18 protein-coding genes are annotated in these 23,528 nt (G+C 67.5%); 8 read left to right on the top strand and 10 right to left on the bottom strand.

The features are described 5' to 3' along the window. Window positions 1-13: 13 nt before the first annotated feature. Complete coding sequence (locus tag ACFVVK_RS17815) at window positions 14-820, bottom strand: exodeoxyribonuclease III (protein WP_390269921.1); 807 nt, start codon at window positions 818-820, stop codon at window positions 14-16. 131 nt (window positions 821-951) lie between these two features. On the opposite strand from ACFVVK_RS17815, the gene ACFVVK_RS17810 reads away from it, so the two are divergent. From ACFVVK_RS17810 to ACFVVK_RS17795, 4 genes are read left to right on the top strand one after another with little or no spacing between them, the layout of a single operon-like run. Further along, a complete protein-coding gene (locus ACFVVK_RS17810; protein ID WP_390269918.1) occupies window positions 952-2,451 on the top strand; it encodes a CoA-acylating methylmalonate-semialdehyde dehydrogenase in 1,500 nt (499 codons plus the stop codon). Then, window positions 2,451-3,590, top strand: coding sequence for an enoyl-CoA hydratase/isomerase family protein (locus ACFVVK_RS17805; RefSeq protein WP_390269915.1), 1,140 nt, complete (start codon window positions 2,451-2,453; stop codon window positions 3,588-3,590). Before ACFVVK_RS17810 ends, ACFVVK_RS17805 begins: the two co-directional genes overlap by 1 nt. Beyond that, the gene (mmsB, locus tag ACFVVK_RS17800) at window positions 3,583-4,584 is read left to right on the top strand and encodes a 3-hydroxyisobutyrate dehydrogenase (protein ID WP_390269912.1); all 1,002 of its coding nucleotides are present in this window, start codon (window positions 3,583-3,585) and stop codon (window positions 4,582-4,584) included. Before ACFVVK_RS17805 ends, mmsB begins: the two co-directional genes overlap by 8 nt. Window positions 4,585-4,635: 51 nt before the next feature. Further along, window positions 4,636-5,415, top strand: a complete 780-nt coding sequence (locus ACFVVK_RS17795) for an enoyl-CoA hydratase (protein ID WP_390269909.1) — start codon at window positions 4,636-4,638, stop codon at window positions 5,413-5,415. A gap of 36 nt (window positions 5,416-5,451) precedes the next feature. Here ACFVVK_RS17795 and ACFVVK_RS17790 read toward each other — a convergent pair whose 3' ends face one another. Then, window positions 5,452-8,628, bottom strand: coding sequence for a bifunctional cytochrome P450/NADPH--P450 reductase (locus tag ACFVVK_RS17790; protein ID WP_390269906.1), 3,177 nt, complete (start codon window positions 8,626-8,628; stop codon window positions 5,452-5,454). Between the two features lie 177 nt (window positions 8,629-8,805). Here ACFVVK_RS17790 and ACFVVK_RS17785 point away from each other — a divergent pair, with 177 nt between their 5' ends. Further along, window positions 8,806-10,245: a glycosyltransferase gene (locus ACFVVK_RS17785; RefSeq protein ID WP_390269903.1), complete on the top strand. Its 1,440-nt coding sequence runs from the start codon at window positions 8,806-8,808 to the stop codon at window positions 10,243-10,245. Next, complete coding sequence (locus tag ACFVVK_RS17780) at window positions 10,242-10,466, top strand: hypothetical protein (RefSeq protein ID WP_390269900.1); 225 nt, start codon at window positions 10,242-10,244, stop codon at window positions 10,464-10,466. The genes ACFVVK_RS17785 and ACFVVK_RS17780 overlap by 4 nt, the downstream gene beginning before the upstream one ends. A gap of 40 nt (window positions 10,467-10,506) precedes the next feature. On the opposite strand, the gene ACFVVK_RS17775 is transcribed toward ACFVVK_RS17780, so the two are convergent. The 4 genes from ACFVVK_RS17775 to ACFVVK_RS17760 form a co-directional block, all read right to left on the bottom strand. Further along, entirely contained in the window at window positions 10,507-11,181 is a 675-nt protein-coding gene (locus ACFVVK_RS17775; protein ID WP_390269897.1) for a DUF6766 family protein, read from the bottom strand. Between the two features lie 92 nt (window positions 11,182-11,273). Beyond that, window positions 11,274-11,651: a hypothetical protein gene (locus ACFVVK_RS17770; RefSeq protein WP_390269894.1), complete on the bottom strand. Its 378-nt coding sequence runs from the start codon at window positions 11,649-11,651 to the stop codon at window positions 11,274-11,276. A 265-nt stretch (window positions 11,652-11,916) separates the two neighbouring features. Further along, window positions 11,917-12,423, bottom strand: coding sequence for a MarR family winged helix-turn-helix transcriptional regulator (locus tag ACFVVK_RS17765; RefSeq protein WP_390269891.1), 507 nt, complete (start codon window positions 12,421-12,423; stop codon window positions 11,917-11,919). A 2-nt stretch (window positions 12,424-12,425) separates the two neighbouring features. After that, window positions 12,426-14,162, bottom strand: a complete 1,737-nt coding sequence (locus tag ACFVVK_RS17760; RefSeq protein ID WP_390269888.1) for an AMP-binding protein — start codon at window positions 14,160-14,162, stop codon at window positions 12,426-12,428. A 278-nt stretch (window positions 14,163-14,440) separates the two neighbouring features. Here ACFVVK_RS17760 and ACFVVK_RS17755 point away from each other — a divergent pair, with 278 nt between their 5' ends. Next, entirely contained in the window at window positions 14,441-15,649 is a 1,209-nt protein-coding gene (locus ACFVVK_RS17755; protein WP_390269885.1) for an acyl-CoA dehydrogenase family protein, read from the top strand. Here ACFVVK_RS17755 and ACFVVK_RS17750 read toward each other — a convergent pair. The 3 genes from ACFVVK_RS17750 to ACFVVK_RS17740 are packed head-to-tail and all read right to left on the bottom strand — an operon-like array spanning window position 15,646 to window position 20,885. Next, on the bottom strand, window positions 15,646-17,466 hold the full coding sequence (locus tag ACFVVK_RS17750; protein ID WP_390269882.1) for a diguanylate cyclase: 1,821 nt from the start codon (window positions 17,464-17,466) through the stop codon (window positions 15,646-15,648). The genes ACFVVK_RS17755 and ACFVVK_RS17750 overlap by 4 nt on opposite strands. A gap of 39 nt (window positions 17,467-17,505) precedes the next feature. Continuing rightward, a complete protein-coding gene (locus ACFVVK_RS17745) occupies window positions 17,506-18,183 on the bottom strand; it encodes a response regulator (RefSeq protein ID WP_390269879.1) in 678 nt (225 codons plus the stop codon). Then, the gene (locus tag ACFVVK_RS17740) at window positions 18,180-20,885 is read right to left on the bottom strand and encodes a DUF4118 domain-containing protein (protein ID WP_390269876.1); all 2,706 of its coding nucleotides are present in this window, start codon (window positions 20,883-20,885) and stop codon (window positions 18,180-18,182) included. The genes ACFVVK_RS17745 and ACFVVK_RS17740 overlap by 4 nt, the downstream gene beginning before the upstream one ends. Before the next feature lie 187 nt (window positions 20,886-21,072). Between ACFVVK_RS17740 and ACFVVK_RS17735 the strand changes: the two genes are divergently transcribed. Beyond that, entirely contained in the window at window positions 21,073-23,049 is a 1,977-nt protein-coding gene (locus tag ACFVVK_RS17735; protein ID WP_390269873.1) for an amino acid transporter, read from the top strand. 120 nt (window positions 23,050-23,169) lie between these two features. On the opposite strand, the gene ACFVVK_RS17730 is transcribed toward ACFVVK_RS17735, so the two are convergent. Then, window positions 23,170-23,373 (bottom strand): cold-shock protein, encoded by a 204-nt coding sequence (locus ACFVVK_RS17730; protein ID WP_013599688.1) that lies wholly within the window; start codon window positions 23,371-23,373, stop codon window positions 23,170-23,172. Between the last annotated feature and the right edge of the window lie 155 nt (window positions 23,374-23,528).

Here is a 23,528-nt window from a genome sequence, read left to right as displayed (position 1 = left end):
TGGGCGGCCGTCACTAGTCCGCCAGTTCCGCCAACACCGGGGCGTGGTCCGACGCGCCTTTGCCCTTGCGCTCCTCGCGATCGATCATCCCACCGGTCACCCGCGCGGCGAGGGCCGGGGAGCCCAGGATGAAGTCGATCCGCATCCCTTCCTTCTTCGGGAAGCGGAGCTGCGTGTAGTCCCAGTAGGTGTAGACGCCGGGGCCCGGGGTGTGCGGGCGGACCACGTCCTGGAAGCCGGCCGCCTCAAAGGCGTGGAAGGCGGCGCGTTCGGGCTCGCTGACGTGGGTCATGGCATTGGCGCGGAAAAAGTCGATGTCCCAGACGTCTTCATCCAGGGGTGCGATGTTGAAATCTCCCATCAGCGCGATCTGCGCCGTCGGGTCATCCGTGATCCACGTGCCGGCGTGCGTCTTCAGGATGTCCAGCCAGTTGAGTTTGTAGGGCATGTGTTCATCGTCGAGGGCGCGGCCGTTGGGGACATAGAGGCTCCAGACCCGGACGCCGCCGCAGGTGGCGCCGATCGCGCGGGCTTCCTGCACGGCATCCTTGCCGCTCTTGCCGAACACAGGCTGGTCCAGGAAGGTGCGTTCGACGTCGGCGAGGCCCACCCGCGAGGCAATCGCGACGCCGTTCCACTGGCTGAGGCCGAAATGCGCCACCTCGTAGCCCATGTTTTCAAACAACTCCCACGGGAAGTTCTCGTCCTTGCATTTCGTTTCCTGGATGGCCAGGACGTCACAGTCCGTGCGCTGAAGCCACGCCTCCACACGGTCGGCACGGGCACGGAGCGAGTTCACATTCCAGGTAGCAATCTTCACAGTCCCTAACTTACCGAACTTGGCCCGCTGACGAAGCGGACGGCCGCCCCCGCCCTCTGGAAATTAGTAGGAAGTCCGAGTATATTCGGCACCAGAGATGATCTGGGTCACATGCAAAGGAGCATTCGGTCATGGTTCGAGAGCTATCCCATTACATTGACGGGCAGCGGGTGGACGGCACCTCCGGCCGGTTCAGCGACGTCTACGATCCCTGCACGGGCGCGGTCCAGGCCCGGTTGCCGCTGGCCAGCGCAGAGGAAGTGCACAACGTGATCGCCAGCGCGGAAAAGGGGCAGCTGGAATGGGCCGCCATGAACCCGCAGCGGCGTGGGCGGATCCTGCTCAAGTTCGTGGACCTGGTCAACGAGAACATGGACGAACTCGCCACCCTGCTCTCCTCGGAGCACGGCAAGACCTTCCCCGACGCCAAGGGTGACATCCAGCGCGGCATCGAGGTCGTCGAATTCGCCGCCGGCGCCCCACACCTGCTCAAGGGCGAGTTCTCGGACAGCGCCGGGGCCGGAATCGACGTGCACTCGATGCGCCAGCCCCTCGGCGTCGTCGCCGGCATCACGCCGTTCAACTTCCCGGCCATGATCCCGCTGTGGAAGTCCGGGCCTGCCCTCGCCGCCGGCAACGCCTTCATCCTCAAACCGTCAGAACGGGACCCCTCCGTGCCGCTCCGCCTCGCGGAGCTCTTCACCGAGGCGGGCCTGCCCAACGGCGTCTTCAACGTGGTCAACGGGGATAAAGCCGCCGTGGATGCACTGCTTGAGGATCCTCGGGTCCAGGCCATCGGCTTTGTCGGTTCCACGCCCATTGCCCAGTACATCTACGCCACCGCCGCAGCGAACGGCAAGCGGGCCCAGTGCTTCGGCGGCGCCAAGAACCACATGGTGATCATGCCCGACGCGGACCTGGACATGGCCGCGGATGCGCTCATCGGGGCAGGCTTCGGCTCCGCGGGCGAGCGCTGCATGGCGATCTCGGTGGCGGTCCCCGTGGGCCGGAAGACCGCGGACGCCCTGGTCGAGAAACTGCAGGACCGGATCGCCGGGCTCAAGGTCGGGCCCAGCCTCGCCAAGGATTCCGACTTCGGCCCGGTCGTGGCGGCAGCGGCCAAGGAAAGGATCGAAGGCTACATCGCCTCCGGCGTCGAAGAAGGCGCCAGCCTGCTCACCGACGGCCGCGGCCTGAAGGTGGAAGGCTACGACGGCGGCTTCTGGGTGGGCCCCACCTTGTTCGACAACGTCACGAAGGACATGAAGATCTACAAGGAAGAAATCTTCGGCCCGGTACTCAGCGTGCTCCGCGCGGAGGACTACGAGCAGGCGCTTCGGCTCTGCAGCGAGAACGAATTCGGCAACGGCGTGGCCATCTTCACCCGCGACGGCGATGCTGCCCGCGACTTCGCCAGCCGGGTCCAGGTGGGCATGGTGGGCATCAATGTCCCCATTCCCGTGCCGATCGCGTACTACACCTTCGGCGGCTGGAAGGCTTCCGGCTTCGGGGACCTCAACCAGCACGGCGCCGACGCCTTCCGCTTCTACACCAAAACCAAAACCGTGACCACACGATGGCCCTCCGGAGTCCGCCAAGGCGCCAGCTTCGTGATGCCGGAAGGCAGTTGATGGGGGCGGAGGTTGCGCGGGAAGCGGCTGGCGGAGCCGTGGGCGACGAAGTCCCGGGCGATGAAGTCCTGTTTGAACGGCGCGGCCGCCTCGGCGTCGCAACCCTCAACCGGCCCAAGGCCGTCAACGCCCTCACCGCCGGGATGGCCGCGGCGATGCTCAGGCAGCTCACGCTCTGGGCCGAGGACGACGGCGTCGCCGCGGTGCTGGTCCGCGGCGCCGGCGACCGCGGCCTCTGCGCCGGCGGCGACATCGTGGCCATCTACCGGGACATGCTCGACGGCGGGGACGACACCGCCGACTTCTGGGCCGTCGAGTACCGGCTGAACCTGCTCATCTCGGAATACCCCAAACCGTACGTGGCCTTCATGGACGGGCTGGTTCTGGGCGGCGGCGTGGGGATCTCCGCGCACGGCTCGGTGCGGATCGTCACCGAACGAACCCGTACAGGCATGCCCGAAACGACGATCGGGTTCGCGCCCGACGTCGGCGGCACCCTCCTGCTGTCCCGCTCGCCGGGGGAGACCGGCACACACGCGGCCCTGACCGGCGCCCACCTGAACGGGGCGGATGCGCTGTTCCTGGGCCTGGCGGACCACTTCGTGCCCTCCGAACGGTTGCCGGAACTGGCCGCAGCCCTCGAAGCCGAACCCGTGGAGGCCGCCGTCGCACGTGTCGCCGAACCGGCTCCGCCGTCGGTTCTCGCCGCGCAGCAGGAATGGATTGACGCCTGCTACTACGGCGACGACGCCGAGGAGATCCTCGGCCGGCTGCGCACTTCGGACGGCAAGGCAGCCGGCGAAGCGGCCGGCGCCGCCGACACCATCGAGGCCAAATCGCCGACCGCGGTGAAGGTGGCGCTGGAATCCCTGCGCCGGGTCCGCGCGCTGGGCACCGACCAGGCCCTGAAGCGGGCCCTGGAACAGGAGTACCGCGTCGGCCTGCACTTTCTCGCCGGTCCGGACTTCCGCGAAGGCATCCGCGCCCAGGTGGTGGACAAAGACCGCAATCCCCGCTGGAAGCCCGCCACCCTGGCGGAGGTCACCCGGGAGGACGTCGAGGCTTACTTCGCCCCGCTGGGCGAACGCGAACTGAAGCTCGCTCCGAAGGAGAAGAACAAGGAGAAGCACAATGTCTGAAGCAGCATCAGAAACAGCACCGTCCGGAACAGCACCGTCCGAAATGGGCACCATCGCCTTCCTGGGCCTGGGGCACATGGGCGGACCGATGGCCATTAACCTGGTCAAGGCCGGCTACGCGGTGACCGCTTTCGACGTCGTGCCGGCGGCCCTGGACGCCGCCCGGGAACACGGCATCCCGACGGTCCGGACGGCCGTCGAAGCGGCGGCCGGCGCCGCCGTCGTGCTGACCATGCTGCCCAGCGGCCAACATGTCCTGGACGCTTACCGCGGCACGGGCGGTGCGCCCGGCCTGCTGGACACCGTGGCGCCGGGCACCATGTTCCTGGACTGTTCCACGATCAATGTGGACGAGGCCCGCGAGGCCGAGGCACTCGCGGTCGCGGCCGGCCACCGCGCCGTCGACGCTCCCGTGTCCGGCGGCGTCGTGGGGGCCGAGGCGGGCACGCTGACGTTCATGGTCGGCGGCCTCCCCGAGGATTTTGAAGCGGTCAAACCGCTGCTGGAGGTCATGGGCAAGCGGGTGGTGCACTGCGGCGGGCCCAGTGCCGGGCAGGCGGCAAAGATCTGCAACAACCTGATCCTGGGCGTCTCGATGATCGCCGTCAGCGAAGCCTTCGTGCTGGGCGAGAAACTCGGACTGACCCACCAGGCGCTGTTCGATGTCGCTTCCGCAGCCTCGGGGCAGTGCTGGGCACTGACCACCAACTGCCCCGTCCCGGGGCCGGTCCCGACGAGCCCCGCCAACCGGGATTACCAGCCCGGTTTCGCCGGCGCGCTGATGGCCAAGGACCTACGGCTGGCCCTCAACGCGGTCCAGGGCACCGGCGTCGCGGCCCGGCTGGGGCCGCTCGCCTCCGAAATTTACGATACCTTTGCCGCGGAAGGGGGCGCGGGCCGGGACTTCTCCGGCATCATCACCGACATCCGGGAAAAATCCGGACCCGGCCAATCTGGACCGGGCCAAACCGGACCGGGCGCTGCCGGCCGCTAGTCCCGGGCCCGGGACCAGAACCAGAACCAGAACCAGCTAAGGGGAACACGCATGACGGAAGAGTACGCGAACATCCTGGTGGAGCGCCGCGGCCGCGTGGGCCTGGTGACGCTAAACAGGCCGGAGGCCCTGAACGCCCTCAACAAGGCCACGATGGACGAACTCGTGCAGGCCGCCACCGCGATGGATGCGGACCCCGGAGTGGGTGCGGTGGTGGTGACCGGTTCGCCGAAGGCGTTCGCCGCCGGCGCGGACATCAAGGAAATGCAGTCCAAGGGCTACATGGACATGTACGCGGCGGACTGGTTCCGTGGCTGGGAGGACTTCACCCGGCTCCGCATCCCCGTCGTCGCGGCCGTGTCCGGCTTCGCGCTGGGCGGCGGCTGCGAGCTGGCGATGATGTGCGACTTCATCATCGCCGCAGACAACGCCAAGTTCGGCCAGCCCGAAATCAACCTCGGCGTGCTCCCGGGGATGGGCGGCTCGCAGCGCCTCACCCGCGCGGTGGGCAAGTCCAAGGCGATGGACATGATCCTGACCGGCCGGTTCATGGACGCCGAGGAAGCCGAACGCGCGGGCCTGGTGTCCCGGGTGGTCCCGGCCGCCGACGTCGTCGAGGAGGCACTGAAGGCTGCCGAGGTGATCGCCTCCAAATCCAAGCCGGTGGCGATGGTGGCCAAGGAAGCCGTGAACGCGGCGTTTGAGACCGGGCTGGCGCAGGGCGTGCTCTTTGAACGGCGGGTCTTCCACTCGCTGTTCGCCACCGAGGACCAGAAGGAAGGAATGGCTGCCTTCACCGAGAAGCGGCAGCCCGAGTTCAACCACCGCTAGGCAAGGCCGCCGCCAGTTCACCGGAGGCTGGCCCGCTCAGGTGAAGATGTCGGCCACGTACCTGCCGTGGGCGCGTTCGACGTCGTCCATCCACGCCGCGGCGGCCGCCTCCGAGGCGCCGGTCGCCTCCCGGTAGATCATCGCGCACGTGTCGCGGACCTGCGGTGCCATGTACTTCCCGTCGCCGCAGACGTAAACCGTGGCGCCCTGCTTAACGAGCTCGACGACGTCGGCCCGGTCCGCCCAGAGCCGGTCCTGAACGTACTTCATCCCGTCTTCCGGAGCGGCGGAAAACACGGGCCGCAGATCGAGGTTGGCTTCCTCGGCCCAGGCATCCAATTCGTCGCGGTACAGGAAGTCCGTGTCCGGGGCGCGGCAGCCGAAGAACAGCAGGGCAGGTGCCGGCGTCTGCCCCTCGGACTGGGCCCGGAGCGCCCGGTCCTGGACGAATCCGCGGAAGGGCGCCAGCCCGGTCCCGGCACAGACCATGATGAGCGGTACCTCAAGGGACGCGGGCGGGTGGAACGCCGTATTCGAGGGACGAACGGTTACCGCGACTCGCGACCCGGGCCTGGCCTGGGCGAGGAACGTGGAAGAGGCGCCTTCGAAGATCCCGCGGCCGGACCACGCCGGCGCCTCGATGACGGCGAAGGTCAGGGTCGCATGGTCAGGGCTCCAGAGCGGGGACGACGAGATGGAGTAGCGCCGGGGTGTCAGCTGGGTCAGCAGTTGCAGGAACGATGTGAACGACAGCTGGCAGGACGGGTAGGTTTCCAGCAGATCCAGCAGGGAGACACGCTGGTCGAGGATTTCGGCGGCATGGCGCTCCCGGTCCTGCGCCAGGGCTTTGAGTTCCCCGCGGTGCACCGGATCCGCCGCAACGTCGGCCAGGTCCTCAAGCTGGGTCCGCGTGGCGGGGACAGCAAGCTCGACGTAACTGCTCAGCAGTTCGCCCACGGCCACGGGCGTGCCGGTGGGCAGGAACGTGTCCCCGCGCTCCATGCTTAACAGGACGTGCGAGTCATAGTCGAGGTTGAACCGGGCCAGGGCCCGCTGCACGAGGTTGCTGGGATTCAGCGGCAGCACGGCCAGATAGTCGCCGGTCCGGTAGCTCATCCCCTCGGGCAGCGCGATCTCGACATGACGCTTGGACCGGGCGCCGGGTTGGGTGGTGTCCACCAGCTCCCGGTTCGCGACGACAGTGCCGAGGGCCAGCCCGTTCTGGCGCAGCATCGGTTCCCGGACGTTGCCGACGAACTGAAGTTCAAGCAGGGGCTGCCCGGCCGGGGAATTGGTCCGCTGCCCGAGGGCGGCGTCCACCGCCGGCCAGAACCCGGCATACCACTCATCGAAATCGCCGAAGAAGTCGCCGCGGGCGTTGGCCTCGCCGCGGGCGTAGACCCGTGCGGCGCCGGCGGACTCGAGCCGGGCGTCGATGGCCTTGGGCACTTCCTGGTACGTTTGCGCCCAGTCCTTGTTGCCGTTGCCGAAGACCGTGTACCGCACACCGGCGAGGCTGCCCGGCTGCAGCCCTGCGGTCCAGGCCAGGAACTTCCGGGCGTTGTCCGGCGGCTGTCCCTCATAGGACGAGGAGACGACTGCGACGAGCCCCTCCGTCGGCAGCCCGCCCGCTGCCTCGTCGAGCGTGCCGATGGTCGGGCTGTAGCCGCGACGTCCGGCGTCGTTGGCAATCCGCTGGGCAAAGTCCTTGGACGTGCCCGCGTTGGAACCGTAAAGCACCCGGATGGGGACGCCGTTGGGGGCGGCGGCCGGCATCTCCGTCTTCCGGGCGTGCTCGACGGCGGCACGGGGTGCCGCCGTCGCGATCCGGACGTCCCGGCGGCGCACATGGATGAACAGCCCCTCCGGCTTCATGGTCAGGGTGTGTTTGATCTGCAGTTCGTACCCCGGATCCGCCGCCGTGATGTCGAAGCGCTGCAGGAGCTTGGCCAGGAAGAGCATGGCCTCCTGCAGGGCAAAACCCCGGCCGATACAGGAGCGCTGGCCGTTGCCGAAAGGCTTCCAGGCATTGGCGGGAATTGTCGCGGCCCTCTCCGGCGAGAACCGCTCGGGGTCAAAGATTTCAGCGTCCTCTCCCCATGCCACCTTGTCCCGGTGCAGCTGCGGGATCAGGACCAGGATGGGCTGGCCCGCGGGGATGTCGTAGCGGCCCCCGAGCGTTGTGTCCTCGAACGGGGCCACGTTGAACGCCGGCGCCGTCGGCCACAGCCGGAGCGTTTCCTTGAGAATCTGGTCGAGGTACCCCAGCTGGGGCAGGTGCTCAAACGTGGCGCTTTCGGCGCCGAGGACCTCGTCCACCACGGCCTGCGCCTTGGCCAGAACGGCAGGGTGGCGGAGCAGTTCATAGAGCGTGAAGGACAGCAGGCCGCTGGTGGTCTCATGCCCGGCGATCAGGAACGTGACCATCTGATAGCGGATGTTTTCATCGGACAGCCGCTCGCCGGTCACCGGGTCGGCCGCGTTGAGCATGGTGTCGAGGATGTCCTCGCTGCCTGCCGGGCTGGGATTGCGGCGCCGGTCGCTGATGATCTGCTCAGCGACCTCGAACATCAGGGCATTGTCTTCCTCGAGCTGGTGCCGCCTGCGCAGCATGATCTTGTTCTGCACCGGGAGCCTGCGCGCCCGGTCCCTGGATTCGACCAGGGCCCGGACCATGGCCCCGACGAAGGGATGCATCTCTTCCCGGTAGAGGCTGTTGAAGCGGTAGCTGAACGAGCACAGGGCGATGGTGTCCAGCGTCAGCCGGGTGGTGTTGTCCGGCACGTCGATCCGGGCCGCCGGACCCAGGCGCTCCCACTTGAGCAGCAGCTGCTCGACGATGTCGTCCATGCCGGCGAACATGCGCTTGAGCGCCGCGGGCCCGAAGGCCGGCATCAGGATCCGGTGTGCCTTTTGCCAGTTCGGTGCCAGTGTTTCCGCGGTGAACAGCCCGTCGCCGGCGAATTGCCGCACCTCCCGAAGGGCAATACCGAGGACCTTGCCAAAGCGGGATTCGTCGCAGACTTCGTTGACGAACTTCTGGGACGAGACGGCGACTACGCTGCGGTTGAAGAATTGAATCCGAACGATCGGGCCGTACTGCTCGGCTATCTCGACCAGCCCCAGGACTCCCTTGGCGGAATCGATATCGGGCAGGTTTCCCACCACCGGCTTCGGGGGAGGCTGCGGTATGGGGACGGTGGGCGAAGTCATGACCCCTCCTAGGCGATCGCCAATCGACGCTCTGTGAGCACTAATCGGAACCTGGGCGGACGGCGCCGTCCGGCTGCGAACCACGATACGCCGGACGGATGCCGGAAAAACAGGTCCAGGAACGGATGGTTTCGGTGTGACAGGTGGTGCCAGTGATTCTCTGCTAGCATCCGCGGGATGGGCAGGGGACAGCTTCACCGGACAGTAGGTCTGGTCATTGCCGTAATTGCCGGCACGGCCGCGGCGCTTTTATGGACCGCCATAGCCGCGGGCGGCCACGCGCAACTGGACGGGCCACCGCACGCCTTCATCCTGGGGGTGTGGAACGTGCTCTACAGCACCAACGCCCCCGGTGGCAGGATCCTGGGCGCGGCGGTGGCGCTCGCCGTCCTCTTGGCGGCCGGCGTCGCGCTGCTGGAGCGCCGCATCACCGCCCGGTCGCGGAGATCGGCGAACCTGAGCGTCGCTCCGCTGGCGCCAAGGATCGTGATGGCAGCCAGCCGCGGAGTCTATGCCGGACCTCTAACAGTCACCGTGCTCATCCCGGCCCACAACGAAGAAGCCTCGCTGCCCTCTACGATCGCTTCGCTGCGCGCGCAGTCCCACAGCCCAGAACGAATCATCGTGGTGGCGGACAATTGCACGGACAGCACCGCGGACATCGCCCGCGGCGCCGGCGTCGAGCTCTATGAGTCGGTCGGAAATACGAAAAAGAAGGCCGGCGCTCTCAACCAGGTGCTTAAGGAGATCCTCTCGGCGCTCGGCGCAAATGATGTCGTGATGGTGATGGACGCGGACACCGCGATCGATGACGGATTCCTCGAAGCAGCCGTGCAGCGTTTCGTGAACGACCGGGCGCTCATGGCAGTGGGCGGGTTGTTCTACGGGGAAGAGGGCCACGGCGTGCTTGGCCAGTTCCAGCGGAATGAATACCTCCGCTACGGAAGGGAGATCAAACGACGGCGGGGGAGGGTTTTCGTGCTGACAGGCACCGCTTCACTCTTCCGCCCGGTCGCATTGCGGACGATCGCCGAGCAGCGGGGAGAATCGATTCCCGGGACGCGGGGCGACGTCTATGACACGGCTGCGCTGACTGAGGACAATGAACTGACGATCGCACTGAAATCACTTGGCGCCCTCATGATCTCCCCGCCACCGTGCACAGTGGTTACCGAACTCATGCCTACGTGGTCCACACTATGGGCCCAGCGGCTGCGGTGGCAGCGGGGAGCGCTGGAAAACATTGGCGCCTACGGGGTCACTTCCCAGACCCTGCGCTACTGGGTGCAGCAGCTTGGAATCGGCTATGGCGTGATCGCCCTCAGCGCCTACCTGCTGCTGATCTTCCTCATGGTGTTCTCCCTGGACGCCTGGATCTGGTTCCCCTTCTGGCTGGGACTTGGCGGGGTATTCATGATCGAACGCGTCGTTACGGTCTGGAAGGGCGGCTGGCGGGCCCGGCTCCTGGCCGCCACGCTCTTCCCCGAACTCTTTTTCGATATGTTCCTGAACATCGTCTACGTCAAGGGCATCATCGACATATCGCTGGGCCGGACCGCCAAGTGGAAGCACGTCACCCACACGGGCGCCCCCGACGTCGTCAGGGAGTCACCATGAGCCGCGCCGAAGTGCCCGTCCCGACTGGGATCCTCTTTCCGGAGTCGCTCCTGAACTCGGACTGGTTCGCGATCCTGGCGACGTTTGTCGCGATCAATACCGTCATGTACGCGGCGCTCGCGGCCGCCAAAGTGCTGCCCAAGCTTCACCGGCCCGGTTGGCTGCGCGTCAGAGGCGAGCGCGGCGAAACCCGCAGCATCCACCCCGACGCGCCCCGCTAGGCTGGCACCTCGGGCAGGGGCCGTAAGCTGGGCAGTTTGCCTAGCCTGTGGTGCCCGTGTCGTCGTGCGCCGAACCCACCGGCTTGGACTCCGGTGAGCCGCGCTGGCGGAGGTAGATCGACAGGACCACCATGGACCCCACGGCGAGGAACTCGGACTGCCAGTTCTGCAGCGTGCGGTTCCAGAACTCCGGCGATGCAATGTACTCGGGCCAGCTGATCGGTTGCTGGAAGTTCTGGATCTGTTCCTGGTTGTAGTTGCTGTTCCCCGCGATGGACTGGACCAGCCAGGACAGGAAGAAGATCAGCCCCATCGTCATGCCGAGCGAGTTCGAGTACAGGGTCCGCCGCCAGCCGGAGACGCGGGCCCACTTCGGGGACTTGGCGTTGCTGAACTCGCCCACGAGTTGTTCCTTGTCCGACTCAGGGCCGGGTTCATTCAGCTCCTTGGACTCCGGCGATCCTTTTTGGACGAGCCAGATGGTCGCGAAGATGTACAGCAGGAACTGCAGGTACTCGGACTGCCAGTTTTCGGCGACGTCCACGGCGAAATTCGAGGAGATCAGGTACTGCGCGAAGCTGATTTCCTGCAGTCCGGCGGCCACCTGTTCCTGATTGAAGAGGGCATGGCCGGTGAGCGCCTGGCCCAGCAGCGCCAGGAGGAAGATCAGGCCGAAAAAGAGGCTGAGGCCGTTGTTTCTGATCGCTGTTCTCACGGTCTGCCTATCCTCGAGCAAGCCCGACGGCAGCCATGTAGGCAAGTCCGCCAAAGATCAGGGTGAGATACAGCGCAAAGCTCCAGCGCATGCTATTTTCCTCCTACTTCGCAGGTGTACGGCACTTCTTCACCGTTGGCAGTGCAGCCGACGCCCGTTATTTTCCAGCCCGCGTCGGAGGCGGCCAGGAAGACGGTGTCATTCTCGAATTCGACGAATGCGTTCCCGCCGAACCGCTCGGTGTCCAGCAGTTTTCCGGCGGCCGGAATCTTGGCCTTTTCCAGTTGGCTCTCGCAAGTGCCGGCATCGCTGGACCGGGCGGTATCTTCCCTTGTCTTGGGCTGCAGCAGCAGGCACGCGGCAGCCAGGTCGGAGCTGGCAACGTCCCGGTGGAACGCTTCAGCCGTTTCTGCGGCTTCCGTTCCGTCAGCGGCGCACCCCGAAAGTGCGCCTCCGGAGAGCATGAGCACGGCGAGGAGCCCGTACCGCGGGCCCCTACCGCGCCTGGGCGTCTTTACGTTCCGGGTTTCGAGCCGGAGGAAGTTGGACTGTGCTCCATCAGTGCGCTGTTCCTGGTAGATGAAAATCCCTCCTCGTGCACGGCCAGACAGGATGCTAAGGCTACTTGTTTTTTAGTCCGTGCCGGGAGCCCGGTCAAGTGCCCTGCCGTCGGGTGCCCCGCAATGGCCCCTCCGCCCCGGCAGCACCGATCCCTCGCTCAAGACCGCCCGCGCGTCAGCCGCTGAAGTCCCCGGCATTCCGGCGGAACGTGCCCAGGATCCGGATCAGCTGCTCCACATCCTGGTCCCCGAAGCCCGACTGGCCGAAGACCTCCGAGTTCAGCACCGCCGTCGCCCGCTTGGCCAGGGCCCGGCCCTCCGTGGTGAGTTCGATCAGCGTGGTGCGGCCGTCCGTGGGGTGCGGTGAACGCAGGACCAGCCCGGCGTCCTGGAGCCGGTCCACGGCGTTGGTGACCGAGGTGGGGTGGACCTGCAGCAGCGCGCTCGCCTTGTTCATGGGGAGCGCGCCGCTGCGGGCGAAACTGAGCAAAGCCAGCAGTTCGTACCGGGCAAAGGTGAGCCCGAGCGGCTTGAGCACGGCTTCGATCCGGCCCAGCAGGATCTGCTGGGTCCGCATAATGGCGGTGATGGCGGCCATCGGTGCGGCGACGTCGGACCAGCCGTGGCGCTCCCAGTTCAGCCGCGCGTCGGCAATCGGATCCCGCGGCAGCGGCGTTCCCACGCTCAGCCCTGCCCCTTGAGCCCGGGGAAATCAGAGTCCGAGTATTCGATGCCCAAGCCGGCCGGCACCGGACCGCTGCCATGGCGCAGTTCCTCGCTGTGGCGCAGCTCCACGCGCCGGATCTTGCCGGAGATCGTCTTGGGTAGCTCGGCAAACTCCAGCCGGCGGATCCGTTTGAACGGGGCCAGGTGGTCGCGGCAGTACCGCAGGATGTCCTCGGCCAGCTCCGGACCGGGCTGGTGCCCGGCCGCCAGGACCACAAACGCCTTCGGCACCGACAGCTTGAGCGGGTCGGGGGAGGGGACGACGGCGGCCTCCGCCACCGCCGGGTGCTCGATCAGCACGCTTTCCAGTTCGAACGGGGACAGCCGGTAATCGGAGGATTTGAAGACGTCGTCGCCGCGGCCCACATAGGTGATGATGCCGCGCTCGTCCCGGCTCGCCATGTCACCGGTGTGGTAGTAGCCGTCGCGGAACGCCTCCGCGGTCTTCTCCGGGTCGCCGTGGTAGGCCTTCATCAGCCCGACGGGGCGGGGGTCAAGGCGCAGGCAGAGCTCGCCGTCGTCGCTTTCCTGACCCGTAGCGGGGTCCACGAGCACCACGTCATAGCCCGGCAGCGGTTTTCCCATGGCGCCGATCTTGATCGGCTGGCCCGGGGTGTTGGCGATCTGCACTGTCGTTTCGGTCTGCCCGAAGCCGTCCCGGATGCGCTGCCCCCAGGCCCGGTAAACCTGGTCAATCACCTCGGCGTTGAGCGGCTCGCCGGCGGACACCACTTTGGTGGGCGGATTCTTCAACAGTGTGAGATCGGCCTGGATGAGCATGCGCCAGACCGTGGGCGGCGCGCAGAAACTGGTCACGGACTCGCGGTCCATCTGTTCCATGAGCGCCCTGGCGTCGAAGCGGTCGTAGTTGTAGATGAACACGCAGGCCTCGGCGATCCAGGGCGTGAAAACGTTGGACCAGGCGTGTTTGGCCCAGCCGGGGGAGGCCACGTTGAGGTGCACGTCGCCTGGTTCCATCCCGATCCAGAACATCGTGGAGAGGTGTCCCACCGGGTACGAGGTGTGCGTGTGCTCGACGAGTTTGGCCTTGGACGTGGTGCCGGAGGTGAAGTAGAGGAGCAGGGTCTCGTCGGCGCGGGTGGGGCCGTCGGGGATGAAGTCCGTGTCCGCCGCGGCGGCACCGGCGTACTGGCGGGCTGTTTCCGTCCCAGCGGCGGGACTGGCGGCGTCGCCGATTTCGATCAGCGTGTAGTTCCCCGGGACCTCGGCGAACTTGGCGATGTTGGCACTTCCGACGGCGGCCCACGCCGCGCCGCCGCGCTCCACCCGGTCCCGGAGATCGGCAGGGCCCATCAGGGTGGTGGTGGGAATCAGCACGATGCCCAGCTTGATGCCGGCCAGCATGAGTTCCCAGAGTTCCACCTGGTTGCCGAGCATGATGATCATCCGGTCCCCGCGCTGAACGCCCTGGTCGCGCAGCCAGTTGGCCACCTGGGACGAGCGCCGGGAGAGGTCCGCGAAGCTGCGCCGCGTGGCCGACCCGTCCTGTTCGACGATCACCAGTGCCGGGTTGGCCGCCTTGGCCGGATCTGCGGCGAGCTGGTCGAACCAGTCCAGCGCGAAGTTGAATTCCTCGAAGCGCGGCCACTGGAATTGGCTGCGGGCGGCGTCGTAGTCCCCGCGGAGGGCCAGCAGCCGGTCCCTTGCGGCCCTGAATTCCTCAGTCACGGTCATGGTGCACCTTTCGAAGTCTCCTGGCGGCGCAACCATTCCGGAGGGTCCGAAATTTCGGAACATCCGCAGTCCGGCGCCGTTGCCCGGGGTCCGCCGGCCCGGCGCGGTGCCTGCCTAGTGATCCCCGTCACTGTGCAATATACTAGGACATCCAAGGGTTTGGAAGAGCGGCGCCGCTCTGCAGACGGCGCGTAACGAAGGGAAATGCGCCCGTGCAGCGACAAGGACGTGCCAGCGGACAGGCAGCGCCAGCGGAGTCAAACACAGCGGAAGCAGACATGACAGCGGCTGCGGGTGCTGCGGCCGCCGCCCCGGCGGACACGGGGCAGCCGCCGTTTCCCGACGCCGACCTCATGTACGTCGTGGAACTGCTGCCGGCGGAGGAACAGCTCCGGTACCAGGAGGTCCGGGAGTTCCTGCAGTCCCGGATCCGGCGGGCCTCGATCGACTACTGGAACCGCGAGGAGTTTCCCTTCGCGCTGCTCGCGGAACTGGGGAAATATGGTCTGGGCGGCCTGCAGACGGATGGCACCTCCAAGCTTTTCAAGGGGCTCATGTATGTGGAGGTGGCCCGTGCCGACGTCTCGCTCTCGGCGCTCGTGGGCATCCACAACGAACTGATCGTCGGCATGATTGATGAGCTGGGCTCCGAGGAGCAGAAGGCCCGCTGGCTCCCGGGCCTCACCGCTTTCACCCAGCTCGGAGCCTTCGCCCTGACCGAGCCGGAGCACGGCTCGGACATTGCCGGCGGCCTGGAAACCACCGCGCGGCGGGAGGGCGGCGAGTGGGTGATCAACGGAGCCAAGCGCTGGATCGGTGCCGGAACCATCGCCGACTTTGCCCTCGTCTGGGCCCGGGACGTCGCGGACCAGCACATCAAGGGCTTCATCGTCGAGACCGACCGGCCCGGCTACACCGCCACGAAGATCGCGAACAAGATCGGCCTGCGCATCATGCAGAACGCGGACATCGTCTTAGACGAGGTCCGCATCCCGGAAGCCAACCTGCTGCCCGGGGCCACCGACTTCTCCAAGGCCAACGAGCTCCTGCGCGATTCCCGGGCCTGGGTGGGCTGGCAGGGCGCCGGCATCCAGCTGGCCGCGTTCGACGTCGCCCGCTCCTATGCACTGGAGCGGAGGCAGTTCGGCAAGGAGCTGGCCCGCTTCCAGCTCGTCCAGCAGCAGCTCGCCGAGATTCTGGGCAACGCGACCGCCTCCCTGGCCCTGATGGCCCAGCTGGCCAGGATCCAGGAGGACGGCAAGCTCGAGATGGCCCAGGCCGCGATGGCCAAGTCCACCACCACCCGGCTGGCCCGGGCCTCGGTGGCGATGGGCCGGTCCCTTCTGGGCGGCAACGGGATCAGCAGCGACTACGAGATGGGCAAGCTCTTCGGCGACGCCGAGATCCTCTACACCTACGAGGGCAGCTACGAAATCAATTCGCTGATCGTGGCGCGGGCCGTGACCGGGAAGTCGGCTTTCGTTTAGGCTTTCCGGTCGCTGTCGCGCGTGGCGCCCAAAGTCTGCTCCCGGCCGGACGGGACCTCCTGTGTGGGGTGGCCGTAGCGCGACGTGCGGTTGCGCCCGGCATTCTTGGCCTCATAGAGCGCCCGGTCCGCGCAGTCCAGGAGGGAACCGGCCGTGGCGTCGCTCTGCTCGCAGACTCCGGCGGAGATCGTCAGGAAGCCGACTTCCCCGAACGGTTCTGACGCGATGGCCTCGCGGGCCCGTTCGGCCGCGCGCAGGGCCTCGGCCCCGTCGGTCTCGGGGAGCAGCCACACGAACTCCTCGCCGCCGAATCGGGCCACGATCTCCTTTGCGCGGGCGACCGTCCGGAGCCTCGCCGCGACCTCCGCCAGGACGACGTCGCCCATCAAGTGACCATGGGTGTCGTTGACCCTCTTGAAGTGGTCTATATCCAGGACGACGGCACTCAGTCTCGTCCCTCGGCTCACGGCCTGCGCAACTTGTTCGGCGAGGTGCCGTTCCAGGGCGCGCCGGTTGGGCAGGCCGCTCAGGGCATCGGTGGTGGCTTGCTGCTCCAGGTCCGTCCGTGCCTCGGTGTTGCCGATGGCGATGCCCACGAGCTCGGCGAACTGGGCCAGCCGCTCCATCATCGCCTCCGTGACGCCGGTGCGGGATTTCGAGGACAGGGTCACCGCGCCCCACAGGCTTCCCCGGACCCGGACCGGCGCTGCCGCCGTGGACTGGAAACCGCCGGCGAGCATCTGCTCTGAGAGCTGCCCTCCGTGCTCCCGGTAGACGACGAGGGCGGGTCTGCCGGTCACGGCCACCCGGACACTGGCCGAAACGTCTGTCGGTGCAAAAATGTGCCGCCGGCTCAGTGTCGCCGGAAGCGCGGGAGCCATGGCGACAATTTCCGCCGAGGTTTCGCCGGTGAACCGGACGACGGCGGCGGAATCCACGTTGAACAGGTCGCGGACAATCGCGGCGACCCGCTCTGAAATGTCTGCGGGGGCGGCGTTACGCGCGACTTCGGTCGCTATTTCGTGCAGGGCCTGCCAAACCTGCTGTTGCTGCAGACGCTCGGTGATGTCAACCGCCACCACCATGCCGGCCGCCGCCTCATCGTCGGAGTAGACCGGCCCGGCACTCAGCCTGTAGGTGCGGTGGCCGATCTGCCGGCTCCAGGAGACCTCGCGGCCAGCGAGGGCCCCACGGTAGCGCGGCTCAAGCTCAGTGGCGAGATCGCCCTTGAGCACGTCCTGGATGCGGTGCCCTTCGAGCTCCTCCCTGCGGTAGCCGAAGGTCTCCAGCTCCTGGCCTTCGGCGATCAGGTAGCGCAGCTCGGCGTCGAAGAGGAGCACAAAGACGCCGGGGACGCTTCGCGCCAGGGCACGGTACCGGTCCATGTCCCGTTGCCGGCGCCGGTCGGCCAACACCCGCTCGGTGATGTCCGTGACCACGACAAAGAAGCCCTGCACCCCGCCGTCGCGGCTATCGGGGGTGTAGGTCACCGCGGTGAAGCGGGACTCGCCCGCCGCGCTCACCAGCGTCCGGTCAAACTGCTGCAGCTCTCCGGCGAGCGCCCCCTCGATGTGCGGTCGGTTGGCCTCGAAGACGGCTTCGCCGAGCACGTCCCGGACATGCATGCCGTGAAGCTGGCGGGGCCCGAACCCGAACCATTCGCAGTAGGCATCGTTGGCCAGGCGGTTCCGCAGTCCCGTGTCCCAATAGCCCACGAGTGCCGGGATCCCGTTGAGGACGGCCCGCAGCTGCGCCGGGATCTCTGGGAGCCGGGACGGCCCCGTATCGTCCCTGTCCAGAGGGCTGCGATTCGTCATGGCCCCAGTATCCATCCCCGGCCGCGGCGAGAGAAACTGTCAGGGCATGAAGCGGTAACCGATGCCGGCCTCGGTGAGCAGATGGCGCGGGTTGGCCGTGTCCGGCTCCAGCTTGCGGCGCAGCTGGGCCATGTAGACCCGCAGGTAGTTAGTCTCCCTGGCGTACGCCGGACCCCAGACCCTGGAAAGCAGCTGCTGCTGCGTGATGAGGCTCTCCGGGTTCCGGACCAGCACCTCCAGTATCTTCCATTCCGTGGGGGTCAGCCGGACGTCCTGCCCGCCGCGGACCACCCTGCGCTTGCCCAGGTCCACGGTGAAGTTTTCGGCATTGACCACCGCCTCGGGCTCCGGTCCCGCGCTGCGGCGCAGGAGGGCGCGGAGCCGGGCCAGCAACTCGTCCAGGCCGAACGGTTTGGTGATGTAGTCGTCCGCTCCGGCGTCGAGCGCCCGGACCTTGTCCTCGGAGCCGTGGCGGGCGGAAAGGACCAGGACCGGGACGCCGCTGAACGGGCGTAGCCCCCGGATCACCGCCGTGCCGTCCAGGTCCGGCAGGCCAAGATCCAAGATCACCACCGACGGCGGCGGCTCCTGCCTGGCCTTGAGCAGCGCGGTCCTGCCGTCCGCCGCCGTGGAGACGTCGTAGCCGTGTGCCTGCAGGGTGATACGCAGGGCCCGCAACAGGTAGGGGTCGTCGTCGACGACCAGAACGGCGGTCATGGCGAGTCCTGTCCCGACGGCGTCCCGGAGGGCGACGGCGCCAGCGGCGCCCGGCCCGGACCGGCGTCGACGGGCGCGCCGGTAGAGAGCGGGAGGGCGATGACCATGGTCAGGCCCCCGCCTGGCGTCGGCTCCGCTTCCAGCCGTCCGCCCATCGCCTCGATGAAACCTTTCGCTACTGCCAGGCCGAGCCCGACGCCGGTTGCCCGGGTGGCGTCGTCGAGTCGCTGGAACGGGCGGAACATGTCCAGCACCCGTTCCGCCGGGACGCCCTGGCCGTGGTCGATGATGCGCAGCTCGCCGGCAGGACGCCCGCCCAGCGTCGCCGCACTGAGGCCCCCTGCGGTTCCCGCCACCACGATGTCCGAGTCCGGAGCATACTTGACCGCGTTTTCGACAATGTTCGCGACGACGCGCTCCAGCATTCCCTGGTCCGCATCCACCTCAGGCATGTTGGCCGGAAGCTCCGCCCGCACCCGGCCCGGCGGGACGCCGTGCAGGGCGCCGGGCAGAACTTCGTACCAGCGGAGCGGACGGAGCTGGGGGCTGACGGACTCGGACGTGATCCGGGACATGTCCAGCAGGTTCCCGACCAGCACGTCGAGCCGGTCGGAGCATTCCTCGATCGTGGCGAGCAGTTCCTGCTCTTCCTGCGGGGTGTACCGGACACCGGTCCCTCGGAGGGCCCCGACAGCGAGTTTGATCCCCGCCAGTGGCGTCCGGAGGTCGTGGGAGACCGCGCGGAGGATGGACGTGCGCATGGTGTTGCTCTCCGCCAGCCGCATCATCTCGCGCCGGCTGGCCACCAACTGCTGGCGCTCCCGCTGGGCGGCCAGGTGCACGCCGAAGGCAGCGAGGAGCCGCCGGTCGCTGGCCGGCAGGATCCGTCCGTAGAGGACCAGCCGGGTGTCGGCGTCGATTTCCTCAACATTCTCGCCATCGGGGGCTCCGTCGGTCATCGGGCCCAGCCGCCCTGTCCCGCGCGGAAGGGTGCCTTGCGGGACTTCACCGGCGGACGCCAGGCGCTGCCAGGTCTCGTGGCCGCCCCCGCTCCGGCTGAAGAGGGCCGTCCCGCGGACTTGAAAGACGGTCCGGGCCTGGTCGAGCAGCGCCTCGACGGTGTCCTCCGAGCCGGCTGCCCCGCGGGTGAGATCACTGAGTGTGGCGGCCTCTGCCCTCGCCCGTGCCGCCTCCTTGGAGCGGCGGGCAGCCAGGTCCACCACCAGGGCCACGGCGGCCGACACCCCCAGGAAGACGAACAGCGCCAGGAAGTTCTGCGGGTCACTGATGACCAGGTGGCCGGTCGGGGGTGTGGAGAAGTAGTTGACCAGCAGGCTGCTCCACAGGGCGGCCAGGACCGCCGGCCACAGGCCGCCGACGAGGGCGACCGCCACGGAGCCGCTGAGCTGGACGAGCATGGCGGTTGCAATGTTCTGTTCCGGGTTCAGGAGCACAAGGAGGAGTTGCAGGAGCACGGGCACCAGGACCGCGAGCACGAATCCCACCGCAACACGGGCAAGCCCGAGGTCGCGGGGCCGCGGCACGCCCGTGCCCTGGCCGCCGAGGGCATGCGGGACCATGTGGACGTCGATGTCGCCGGAATCGCGCACCACCCGGGTGCCGACGCCGCCGCCCAGAAGCCCGCCCAGCAGCGCCGCGAGGTTCTTCCGGCGCGAGAGTCCGACCACAATCTGGGTGGCGTTGACGCTGCGGGCGAAGTCCAGCAGTGCAGGGGCAGGGTCTTCTCCTGCCACAACGTGGTAGCTGCCGCCCAGGTCCAAAATCAACCGCCGCTGCCGTTCGAGTGCCTGCGGCGACTCCGAGGAGACTCCGTCGGCCGCTCGCACGTGGACGGCCAGGAGGTCCCCACCGCTGACACGGGTCAGAATGCGCGCCGCCCGCCGGATGAGCGCCTCGCCCTCGGGGCCGCCAGTCAGACCCACCACGATGCGCTCGCGGGCTGGCCAGCTGCCTTGGATCCCGTGCTCGGTCCGGTACTTCGCGAGCCCTTCGTCCACCCGGTCGGCCAGCCACAGCAGGGAGAGCTCGCGGAGTGCACTGAGGTTGCCCACCCGGAAATAGTTGGAGAGGGCGGCATCGGTCTTGTCGGCGCCGTAGATCTTGCCGTCGCTGAGCCGCTGGCGGAGCAGTTCAGGCGGGATGTCGACCAGGTCGATCTGATGGGCGCGGCGGACGACGTCGTCGGGCACTGTCTCACCCGGCAAGGACTCGCCCAGCGCGCTCTCACCTGGCACGGTCTCCGCCCGGCCGGCGTCGGTGATCGCGCTGACCACATCGCCGAGGGAGGCCAGATGCTGGATGTTGACAGTGGACAGGACGCTGATTCCGGCATTCAGGAGCTCGTCCACGTCCTGCCAGCGCTTCGGGTTACGGCTGCCCGGGAGGTTGGAATGGGCGTATTCGTCCACCACCGCGGTTCCGGGTGCCCGGGCCAGGACGGCGTCCAGATCCATCTCTTCAAACTCGTCAAACTCGGCGCCCGTGTTGCGCAGGCGGCGGGGCGGGATGACCTCGAGACCGGCCAGGAGAGCCCGCGTATCGGAGCGGCCGTGGTCCACAGCGAACGCCACGGCAACATCCTCGCCGCGCTCGCCGAGACGGTGTGCTTCCTGCAGCATCTCGTAGGTCTTGCCCACTCCGGGCGCGGCCCCCAGGAAGATCCGCAGCGTTCCACGTGCCATGCCGTCATTCTGTCACTTGGAGCTGTCACATGGAGACGTCACCGGGGACAGGGGCGGTGACCGGCCGGTGCCCCCGGGAGCCGCGTTAAGGAACCATCAGGATTGTTCGCCGGACGGGTGCGCGGGCCGCGGGGGCTGGTACTGTCCCCGATGGAAGCGGCGCCATGCGTCGCGTGGAAAGGACATCATGACCACGCTCAGCCGGCCCCCGGCAGACCCTTCGGCGCAGCAGCCGGGCGCAGGAGCGCATTTCAGGAACTGGCTGTTGTTCGGCCTGCAGGACGCCAAAGGAACCCACCAGGGGCCGGGCGCGGCCAGTGACGGCCACCTGAAAAGGCACACGTGGTGGCAGGTCATGTGCCTGACCGGCGTGGACTACTTCTCCACCCTGGGCTACCAGCCCGCCATTGCCGCGCTCGCCGCCGGCGTGATTTCGCCGCTGGCTACCCTGGTCCTGGTTGCGGTGACCCTGCTGGGTGCGCTGCCCGTGTACCGCCGGGTTGCCGGCGAAAGCCCTCGCGGCGAGGGGTCCATCGCCATGCTGGAACGGCTGTTGCCACGCTGGGGTGGAAAGCTCCTGGTCCTCGTGCTGCTGGGCTTCGCGGCAACCGACTTCATGATCACCATGACGCTCTCCGCCGCCGACGCCACCGCGCACGCCATCGAGAACCCCTTCGCCCCGGCCTGGATGCAGGGCCAGAACGTCGCAGTCACGCTGTTCCTGCTGGCCCTGCTCGCGGCGGTGTTCCTGCGCGGCTTCAAGGAGGCTATCGGCGTCGCCGTCGTCCTGGTGGGGCTCTACCTCGGGCTGAATGTGATCGTGGTTGTCACAACCATCTTCGAGGTCATCCGCCACCCTGTCGACGTCGCGAACTGGTGGCTGGCCCTGACCACCGCCCACGGCAGCCCCCTGATGGTGGTGGGCATCGCGCTGCTCGTTTTCCCGAAGCTTGCCCTGGGCCTCTCGGGCTTCGAAACCGGCGTCGCGGTCATGCCGCAGATCCGCGGCCAAGCCACGGACACCGAGGACAACCCGGAAGGCCGGATCCGGGGTGCACGCCGCCTGCTGACCACGGCCGCCGTCATCATGAGCGCCTTCCTGGTCACCACGAGCTTCACCACCGTGGTGCTCATTCCGGAGCAGGAATTCCAGCCGGGCGGCCAGGCGAACGGGCGCGCCCTGGCCTATCTCGCCCACGAATACCTGGGCGCAGCCTTCGGCACGGTCTACGACATCAGCACCATCGGCATCCTGTGGTTTGCCGGCGCCTCCGCCATGGCCGGGCTGTTGAACCTCGTGCCCCGCTACCTGCCGCGGTACGGCATGGCCCCGGCATGGGCCCGCGCCGTCCGGCCGCTGGTGCTCGTGTTCACGCTCGTCGGGTTTGCCATCACCTGGCTCTTCGACGCCGACGTCGACGCCCAGGGCGGCGCTTATGCCACCGGCGTCCTGGTCCTGATGACATCGGCGGCGGTCGCCGTGACGTTTTCGGCCCGCAGCCGGCGGCAGCACAAGCGCGGCTTCGGGTTCGGCATCATCGCTGTCGTCTTCATCTACACCACAGTGGCCAACATCTTTGAGCGGCCCGAAGGCATCCGGATTGCGGCGTTTTTTATCCTCGGGATCATCGCGATCTCCCTGCTCTCGCGCATCGGTCGTTCCTTCGAGCTCCACGCGACGCACGTCAGGATGGACACCCCGGCCTTGGAATTCCTGGCCGCCAACGAAACCGGTCCAATCGCCCTCATCGCGCACGAGCCGCTGCGGCTGAGCGCTGAGGCGTACCGGGACAAGCTGACCTCGGCGATCGAGGTCAGCCACCTGCCGGTGGACTACCAGGCACTGTTCCTGGAAGTCGTGGTTGACGACTCCTCGGACTTTGAGACCGCGCTGGAGGTCCGCGGCGTGGTCCGGCACGGGTACCAGATCCTTGAGGTCCACGGGCCCGTGGTGCCCAACACGATCGCCTCCGTGCTCCTGCACATCCGCGACGTCACCGGACTGATGCCGCACATCTATTTCCGCTGGACGGAGGGCAACCCGGTCCGAAACCTGCTGCGGTTCCTGGCCTTCGGCGAGGGCGAAATCGCGCCGGTCACCCGGGAGGTGCTGCGTGAGGCCGAACCAGACGTCACACGGCGGCCCTGGGTGCACGTCGGCTGAACCGCGGACACGGGTCGGCTGACGCGGGGAACACAAACGCCCCTCCGGAGGATCCTCCGGAGGGGCGTTGTGGTCTTCGGGGACGGTCCCGGCCGGCTGGCCGGGACAATTCCAGCGTATTTAGAGCGGGCGGATGTTCTCAGCCTGCGGGCCCTTCGGGCCCTGCGTGACGTCGAATTCAACCTTCTGGTTCTCGTCCAGCGAGCGGTAGCCGCTGCTGGCGATTGCCGAGTAGTGGGCGAAAACGTCGGCCGACCCGTCATCCGGGGCGATGAAGCCAAAGCCCTTTTCGGCGTTGAACCATTTAACTGTGCCTGTAGCCATGCCATTATCCTTCTGAAATGCTGCTGATCTCCGGCGGCCATAAGGCCAACGGCTGCGGAGACATTCGTCCGCTGTTCCCCAACGTACGGGTCCACGGGCCGCGGTGCAAGGGCCTGACGGGGTCTTCGTCCCGGCCGGTGCATTGGGCCTAGCGT

The organism is Arthrobacter sp. NPDC058192, assembly GCF_042883665.1.
Classification (GTDB): domain Bacteria; phylum Actinomycetota; class Actinomycetes; order Actinomycetales; family Micrococcaceae; genus Arthrobacter.
The sequence above is the reverse complement of the archived record's forward strand: the minus strand, read 5'-3'. Positions and strand labels throughout refer to the sequence as shown.